Origin of the sequence: Streptomyces sp. NPDC005774, from assembly GCF_042871645.1 — a bacterium.
GTDB classification, from domain to species: domain Bacteria; phylum Actinomycetota; class Actinomycetes; order Streptomycetales; family Streptomycetaceae; genus Streptomyces; species Streptomyces pratens.
Genome location: NZ_JBIAIV010000051.1, coordinates 46,326 through 53,255 on the forward strand (window position 1 = coordinate 46,326; position 6,930 = coordinate 53,255).

General features: G+C 69.1%; 6 protein-coding genes and 1 pseudogene. 3 read left to right on the forward strand and 4 right to left on the reverse strand.

The window, feature by feature from the left end; genetic code table 11:
- Nucleotides 1-10: 10 nt before the first annotated feature.
- Nucleotides 11-772 (forward strand): hypothetical protein, encoded by a 762-nt coding sequence (locus ACFYQA_RS32200; RefSeq protein WP_388925511.1) that lies wholly within the window; start codon nt 11-13, stop codon nt 770-772.
- Nucleotides 773-1,031: 259 nt separating this feature from the next.
- Here ACFYQA_RS32200 and ACFYQA_RS32205 read toward each other — a convergent pair whose 3' ends face one another.
- Both ACFYQA_RS32205 and ACFYQA_RS32210 read right to left on the reverse strand, forming a co-directional pair.
- Nucleotides 1,032-1,376, reverse strand: coding sequence for an ATP-binding protein (locus ACFYQA_RS32205; protein ID WP_388925526.1), 345 nt, complete (start codon nt 1,374-1,376; stop codon nt 1,032-1,034).
- Between the two features lie 8 nt (nt 1,377-1,384).
- On the reverse strand, nt 1,385-2,044 hold the full coding sequence (locus ACFYQA_RS32210) for an MSMEG_1061 family FMN-dependent PPOX-type flavoprotein (RefSeq protein WP_388925514.1): 660 nt from the start codon (nt 2,042-2,044) through the stop codon (nt 1,385-1,387).
- A gap of 441 nt (nt 2,045-2,485) precedes the next feature.
- On the opposite strand from ACFYQA_RS32210, the gene ACFYQA_RS32215 reads away from it, so the two are divergent.
- Nucleotides 2,486-4,525 carry a serine/threonine-protein kinase gene (locus tag ACFYQA_RS32215; RefSeq protein WP_388925517.1) on the forward strand — a complete coding sequence of 680 codons (2,040 nt, stop codon included), beginning with the start codon at nt 2,486-2,488 and terminating at the stop codon, nt 4,523-4,525.
- A gap of 146 nt (nt 4,526-4,671) precedes the next feature.
- Nucleotides 4,672-5,019 (forward strand): annotated as a pseudogene (locus tag ACFYQA_RS32220) (DNA-binding response regulator); the annotation flags it as partial.
- 101 nt (nt 5,020-5,120) lie between these two features.
- Here the strand turns inward: ACFYQA_RS32220 and ACFYQA_RS32225 are convergent.
- On the reverse strand, nt 5,121-6,122 hold the full coding sequence (locus ACFYQA_RS32225; RefSeq protein WP_388925520.1) for a CU044_5270 family protein: 1,002 nt from the start codon (nt 6,120-6,122) through the stop codon (nt 5,121-5,123).
- Complete coding sequence (locus ACFYQA_RS32230; protein ID WP_388925523.1) at nt 6,119-6,760, reverse strand: RNA polymerase sigma factor; 642 nt, start codon at nt 6,758-6,760, stop codon at nt 6,119-6,121. Before ACFYQA_RS32230 ends, ACFYQA_RS32225 begins: the two co-directional genes overlap by 4 nt.
- Nucleotides 6,761-6,930: the final 170 nt, after the last annotated feature.

Below are 6,930 nucleotides of genomic sequence, written 5' to 3' on the forward strand. Positions count from 1 at the left end.
GGCATTCACCATGAGAATCACCATCGACGACGACTGGACCGCGACGGTGACGGGCGATCCGCTGCACATCACCCCACGTTTCGATTTTCGGGACTTCCGTGTGCGCATCGCGACGTACGCGAATGTCGAGGAACGCGGGCGGTTCCTTCTGGACACCTTCGGCAGTCAGCCGTGGCTGTGGGACACGCCTGACGAGCTCCGGTTCGACCGGGCCGGCCGGGAACTGGTCGGCGCCGAGTTTCAGATCCCCGGCGTTGAGGCTGCCGATGCCGAGGACTCTGCCCGCGTTCCCGCCACACCCCTCCTTCACCCGGGCGGTCTTCGCGCGGACGAGGCCCGGGACTTCCGCTTGGAGGTGACCTCTGAGCTCTGCCGCTCCCCCGGGGACACCGTGCTGACCTGCCTGCGCGACCTCGACGTCCTCGACGAGCCTCTGGAGGCCCGCGTCGGCATCGCCGCCGACGTGGCGCTCCTGATCCAGCACGGCACCGTCGTCGGCTGGAGCCTCACGGATCCCGTCCGGTATCTGACCGCCGGCTTCGCCGCCCCCGACCCGGCTCCCCCCGTCCCGGCCACCCGGCTCGTGTTCACCGAATGCCTGGACGTCATCACCACGCCGCTGCTCGACGAGGTGAGGGAACGGAACCCGGCCGCCCTGGCCCGGCTCCGGGAGGTCCATCAGGCCCTGCGCGCCCAGAGCGAGGACCGACACCGCGTCGACGCCCTGCTCTCGCTCATCGGCAATCTGGTGGAGGACTACGGAAACCCGTGATGCCAAAGCCGTGGCGGTCCTGCCGGCGGTTGTCTGCAGGCAGGCACGGCAGAGGCCGGTGAGGAGGCCGTGGTCGCTGTCCACCCGGCTCGGCCCGACGGAAACTGGGCTTGATCCGCTTTGACGGACATGGCTGAATCCGGTGAAGTCGGGAACCGCGTCCTGCACCGTGGATGCCATGAGCCGGGCTGGTCCGTCGCGAAGCCCAATCGGCATAGCGAGAAGACACCCCCGTTTACGGGGTGGAGGAGTCACCAAGTCAGAGAAGCCCGAGCATCGCCCACACCGTCTTCCCGGGGGCGTTCACGCGTGGTGTGGTGCCCCACTCGTCGGCCAGCGCCGCGACCAGTACCAGGCCTCGGCCGGACTCGGCGTCGGCGGGTGGTGCGTCGTGGGGCGGTAGCGGTACGCGTTCCGTTCGGGTGTCGGACACTTCTACGCGCAGGGCTCCACCGGTGCCGGTGAGACGCACCTCGAAGTCCCGTCCGGGCACGTGGCCGTGGCGTACGGCGTTGGCGGTCAGCTCGGCCGTGATGAGGGTCAGCGTCTCGTTGGTGGTGGAGGTGTGGGGATGGCCCCACGCGTCGAGCCGGTCCGCGACCAGGCGGCCCGTTACTCGTACCGGTACTTCAGCGAATCCGCCTCCGTCTGCTCGATGTCGGCGATCGTCAGCTCCGGCATCCGCAGCTGGGCCAGCGTCACCTCGGCCGAGGTCGGCTGGGCGTCCGCCGGCAGCCACTGCTCCGGCTTCCAGGCCCCGCTGCGCAGGAGCGACTTGGGGCAGTGCGGGTAGACCTCCTCGATCCCCAGCACCAGCGCACTGGCCGGCGGCTTGCCCACGGCGGTCAGCTGCGACAGCAGCTCCGGGCGGGTGGAGACGCAGGCCCGGCCGTTCACCCTGAGCGTCGTGGTGCGCCCCGGGATGACGAACAGCAGCCCGGCCCGCCCGGTGGCGATGACGTTCTGCAGGGTGTCCAGACGCTTGTTGCCGGTCGCGTCCGGTATCGCCACCGTCCGTGCGTCCAGGACGGCGACGAACCCGGCGGGACCGCCGCGCGGGGAAACGTCGCAGTTGCCCTCGGCGTCCGCGCTGGCGACCAGAACCAGCGATGAGCACCCGATCAACCGCCGGGTCTGCTCGGTGAGTTCGTTCATCTGCTTGCGCACGGCCGCGTCGCTGGGGAGGCCGTACGCCCGGCGCAGTGCCTCCCGGTCGGGCACGGCGTCGAGGCGGAGCGAGTCGAAGGCACTGCCGGCAAGGGGTGTCGTCATGCCCCCCGACCCTAGAGCCTGGCCGTCGAGCTCTGGCGACCGCAGGTCGACCGCACCGGCCTGCTCGGGGTTCCCACGGCTCCCATCCGGCCACCTGCCCGGTCCGCGCCCTCCGCGCCCTCCGCGCCTGGCGCCAGTGCCTGCTCGAGCACAGCCGCCCGCCCGCCGGCCCGCTGTTCCCGCGCATCGACCGGCACGGCCGCATCGCCCACCCGATGCACCGCAGCGGCCGACCGATCGGCGACCCCACCGGCCGGTTTCGAGCGGGGTGACGCACCCGCACTCGGGATGCCTGCGGAGTCGGCTGCGGTTGTACTCGACCTCGAGGCAGCGGAAGACGTGGACCCGGGCAGCCGAGCGCGAACCGACATGTCAAGTCAGCATGACTGAACGTGACGAGCCGTCTACTGTGGCAAGGTTCATATAGCACGGGGGGTCCGTATGCACAGCGAAGACAGGGCAGATGGAGCGGACGGCGGGGTTGCCGGGCCTTCCGACGACCGTGGGGCGGACGACGGGGCTGCCGGGGGTTCCGACGGCCGTTGGGCGGACGACGGCCTCCAGCGCGCGGACACGGGTGCGCCGCAGGAGTGGCCGGGGACGCCGCCGCACGGCGATCAGCCCTTCTCCCCCACCGTGATCGACGGACGCTACGAGCTGCTGGTGCGGATCGGTGAAGGCGGGATGGGTGAGGTCTGGAAGGCCTACGACCGGCGACTGCACCGTTTCGTCGCCGTGAAGGGGCTGCTCGACCGGAAGGCCATGACCGCGGGCACCCGGACGGAGGCGATGCGGCGGGCACGGCGCGAGGCGGAGGCCATCGCCAAGATCGAGCACCGGAACGTGGTGACGGTCCACGACCAGGTCGAGACCGACGACCAAGTCTGGATCGTGATGAAGCTGTTCGAAGCGAGGTCCCTGGCGAAGCTCTTGAGCAGCGAACGGGTCCTTGCCGTGCCCCGGGCGGCAGACATCGGTCTCCAGATCCTCCAAGGTCTGCGGGCGGTCCACGGCGCATCGGTCGTCCACCGTGACGTGAAGCCGGGCAACGTCGTCGTCCGGGACGACGGGCTCGCGATCCTGGTGGACTTCGGCATCGCCACGTTCGACGGCGCGCCCCGGGTGACCCGCACCGGAAACGTCATCGGCACGTTCCTGTACCAGGCGCCCGAGCTCTTCGCACCCGCGTCCCCGGGCCCCACGCCCGCATCGGACCTGTGGGCGCTGGGGATCACGCTGTACGAGATGGTCGAGGGCCACGTCCCCTTCGACGGCAACAAGCCCTGGGAGGTTCAGGAGAACATCAGGCAGTCCCCCGAACCGTCTCTCCAGTACGCCGGACCTCTCTCCCCGGTCATCCGGGGACTGCTGATCACGGACCCGCGACAGCGCCTGGACGCGGCCTCGGCGGAGGCGATGCTCCGGGAGGTGATCGAGGGCCCCGCCCCGGCGCCCGTGCCTGCCGCGTCTGTGCCTGCCGAGCCCGTGCCTGCCGAGCCCGTCCCCGCTCCTCCGTCGGCGAGCGGGAAGCGCGTCCGGTCCCCGGGCTGGAAGGCGGCGACGGCGGCGGCGGTGTGCGTCGCGCTGCTGGCCGGCGTGGGCTGGATCGTTTCGAACGGCGGCCCCCCCGACGACAAGTCCGGCGACCGGGCCGGTTCGGGGCAGGCGCAGGACTCGGGTGAGAGCGGCACGCAGCAGCGGTGGAAGGACACGCACACCATCCTGAAAATCGGTGTCAAGGGCGACCAACCCGGACTGAGCCTGTACGACGAGAAGACCAAGACGTACGAGGGTTACGACATCGACCTGGCCTACGCCATCGCCGAGAGCATGGGCTACGCCAAGCCCCGGTTCACCCAGGTGCCCACCGACTACCGGAGCACCGCGCTGAAGACCAAGAAGGTGGACCTGATCATCGCGTCGTACAGCATCACGGACGAGCGGAAGAACGCCGCGCCCGGCGAGTACAGCGTCGCCTTCGCGGGCCCGTACTACGAGGCGAGCCGGAGCTTCCTGGTCCGCGAGAAGTCGACCCGGTACAAGATCAAGGACTCCAGCGATCTGAAGGACCTCGGCGTCGCGGTGTGCACCGCGCGGGATTCGACCTACGAGAAGACGCTGCCCGAACAGGGCTTCACCATGGCGAAGTCGCAGCCCAACACCTACCAGGACTGCCTGGACAAGCTGCTGGACGAGAAGTCCGACGTCTACGCGGTGGCCTCGGACGACATCATTCTCGCCGGGTACCTGAAGGCGAACCCGGGCAAGGTGCGGCTGCTGGAGAACATCCAGGGCGCGGAGGGCTACGGCGTGGCGATGCGGCCGGAGAACAAGCTCCTGAAGCGCGAGGTGTGCTCGGCGCTCCGGACCGTCCTGGCGGGCAAGACCTGGGATGAGATGTACGTGAAGAACCTGTCCGACCTGATGGACGACAAGGCCCCGCCGGGCCGACCGGACCTGACGGAGTGCGAGAACCACTGACGAGGGGCACCGGCCGTAGGGGGCCCGGTCATCGCTGTACCGCTCGCGTCCGGCCCCGGGGATCGAGCGAACCGTGGTCGGCGCCGAGAGGGGTCACGGCCGCCCAGCACGGTTCCGGGCTACGACGTCCGGTCTCCCCGGAAGCCCGGCGGGTGATGATCCTGGCCGGCGCAGAGACCCCTACCGGCCGCGAATACCCCGTGACGACGTCGCAGATCCTGGTCGACGGCGTCCACTCGCTGTTCCAGGCGATCTGGGACACCGCCGTCGATCCCGATACCTATCTGCGGAAGAACATCCCCCATCTCGATAATGACGGCCGCGTGATCCTCAAAGCCCTCGGTTCGGGACTCACCGACGAATCGGCGGCCAGACAGATCGGCCTTTCGCTACGCACCTACCGGCGGCGTGTGGCCGAACTGATGGTCAAGCTGGAGGCCAACTCCCGCTTCCAGGCCGGGCTGCGTGCGGGTGAGCTGGGGCTACCCCGCTGAGACGATAGTGATCGCATCCCTGCGGTGGCCTGCACACTTGAGCGCCTCGGGCCGCGCAACCAACCGTCGTGTCAACCCCCGAAGAACTTCCGGACAGGCCCTCAGGGAGTCTGTCCGGCCTCGTCGACGATGCCGCTGTCGATGAGGGCGACGGAGGTGACGACGGTGCCGGCCTTCCCCCACGCGTTGTCCTCCACGAGGACCGTGCGCTCGCCCAGGAGTTGGGCCGTGCTCTTGTCGAAAATCCACTCGGTGCGTTCGCCCTCGTGTGTTCGGGCGACGGCGACCCCGTGTCGGCCTGCCGCGTCCACGGCGTCGGAGACGACGTCGACTCCGGGGATGAGGGCAGCGGCCCGGTAGAGAGCCGCGGTGGTCTCGGAGGGAGTCGCCCCGTTGCGCAGAAGGTCGCCGATCGTGACGAAGGCTTCCTGGTCCGGTCCCGTCGTGGAGTCGGAACCGGCCCCGTGATTCTCCTCGGCGTCGTCGCGGATCCGCTTCAACAGGATGTCGGGATCGGTCGGCAGGGCAGCCAGGAAGTCGTAGGTCGGCGAGTTCAGATTGCCTCGGCCCGGAGCGCCCGGCAGTAGATCGTCGCTGCCGCCCTTGCGCTGCAGGGTCCGCTCACTGCCGTCCACCGAGGTCCACTGCTCCATACCCTCGTCCTCGCGCAAGAGGTCCATCGTGCCGGCCTTGGTCTCGGACAACACCGACGTATGGCCGACCGTCTTGACGTACGAGTACTGCCCGGCGCGCACCTTCGTCTGCGGTGTCGTAGCGGCGGCCAGAGCCGCTCTCTCCAGTAGTTGGACCGACGCCGCCGAGGCCGGTGGCACGTTACGCGGAGCGTCGATGGGTCCGGAGCCGAGACCGAGAACGACGGCGGTCGCTCCAGCGGCCACTGCCGTGCCCAGCACCAGCCTCCAACGCCCTCTCGGCCGCAGTGCCGGACGGGGAGAGCGGGACCGCGCTTGTCGATCGACCTCGCTCAAGAAGTGCGCACGGCGAGCTTCCACTCGTCCGGGTGCCGGCTCCGGGTAGGGAGTCGGAGGCAGCATCCGGCTCGCCTGCTCACGCTCGGACTGTTCCCGCTGCTCCGGACTCATCGTGTACTCCTCCTGTGGGAAGCGCGGGCTGCGGCCACCCCGCTCTGCGGTATGTGTCCGCCGCCGGTCCGCGGTTCCGCACCATGCGGATCTGCTCCAAGCTCCTCCTCGACGAGCCCGCGCAGTTTCTCTCTCGCTCGTGAGAGTCGGGAACGTACGGTGCCCACAGGAATCCCCAACGCCTCAGCGGCCGCCGCGTACCCCAGATCGGACCAGACGACCAGAGCGAAGACCTCGCGCTCGGTCCGCTTCAGACGGTGCAGTGCTCGGGCCGCGGCGGCCAGACGCTGAGCGTCGGCCATCTGCCCGACCACCTCGTCCGAAAAGTCAGGCACCGCTTCCGGCGGCGGTAAACGGGACATCGCCTCCCGATGCCGACGTGCCGCCCGGGCGGTGTTGCGCATCACGTTGGTCGCGATGCCCAAGAGCCACGCCCGGACGCTCCTGACTTCCTCGCGCAGCTTGTCGCGTAGCCGCCAGGCCTCCAGAAAGGTGAGTGACATGACGTCCTCGGCGAGGGCCCAGTCACCCGTCGTCCGGATCGCATGGGCATAGACGACGCGCGCATGCTCGTCGAAGATCTCGGCGAACGCCGCCCGATCGCCGGACCGGACCCGTTCATGCAAGAGGAAGTCCACAGCAACAAGTGTCCGCACAGCTGCATCGGTTCCACTTCCTCTCCGCCGGAGTATGGACTCCTGACACAACAATGAGGAGTGTCTAATCAACGGCGGATCTGATGATCAAGGAGACGCCAGAGATGACCGAGACCGTTGTCGAGCAGGAGTCCGTGGAGAAGCCGGCGGTC

What these genes read in the sequence shown, in the direction of transcription:
- ACFYQA_RS32200 (WP_388925511.1), top strand. Translation starts at nt 11, where the DNA reads ATGAGAATCACCATCGACGACGACTGGACCGCGACGGTGACGGGCGAT.
- ACFYQA_RS32210 (WP_388925514.1), bottom strand. Translation starts at nt 2,044, where the DNA reads ATGACGACACCCCTTGCCGGCAGTGCCTTCGACTCGCTCCGCCTCGAC.
- ACFYQA_RS32215 (WP_388925517.1), top strand. Translation starts at nt 2,486, where the DNA reads ATGCACAGCGAAGACAGGGCAGATGGAGCGGACGGCGGGGTTGCCGGG.
- ACFYQA_RS32225 (WP_388925520.1), bottom strand. Translation starts at nt 6,122, where the DNA reads ATGAGTCCGGAGCAGCGGGAACAGTCCGAGCGTGAGCAGGCGAGCCGG.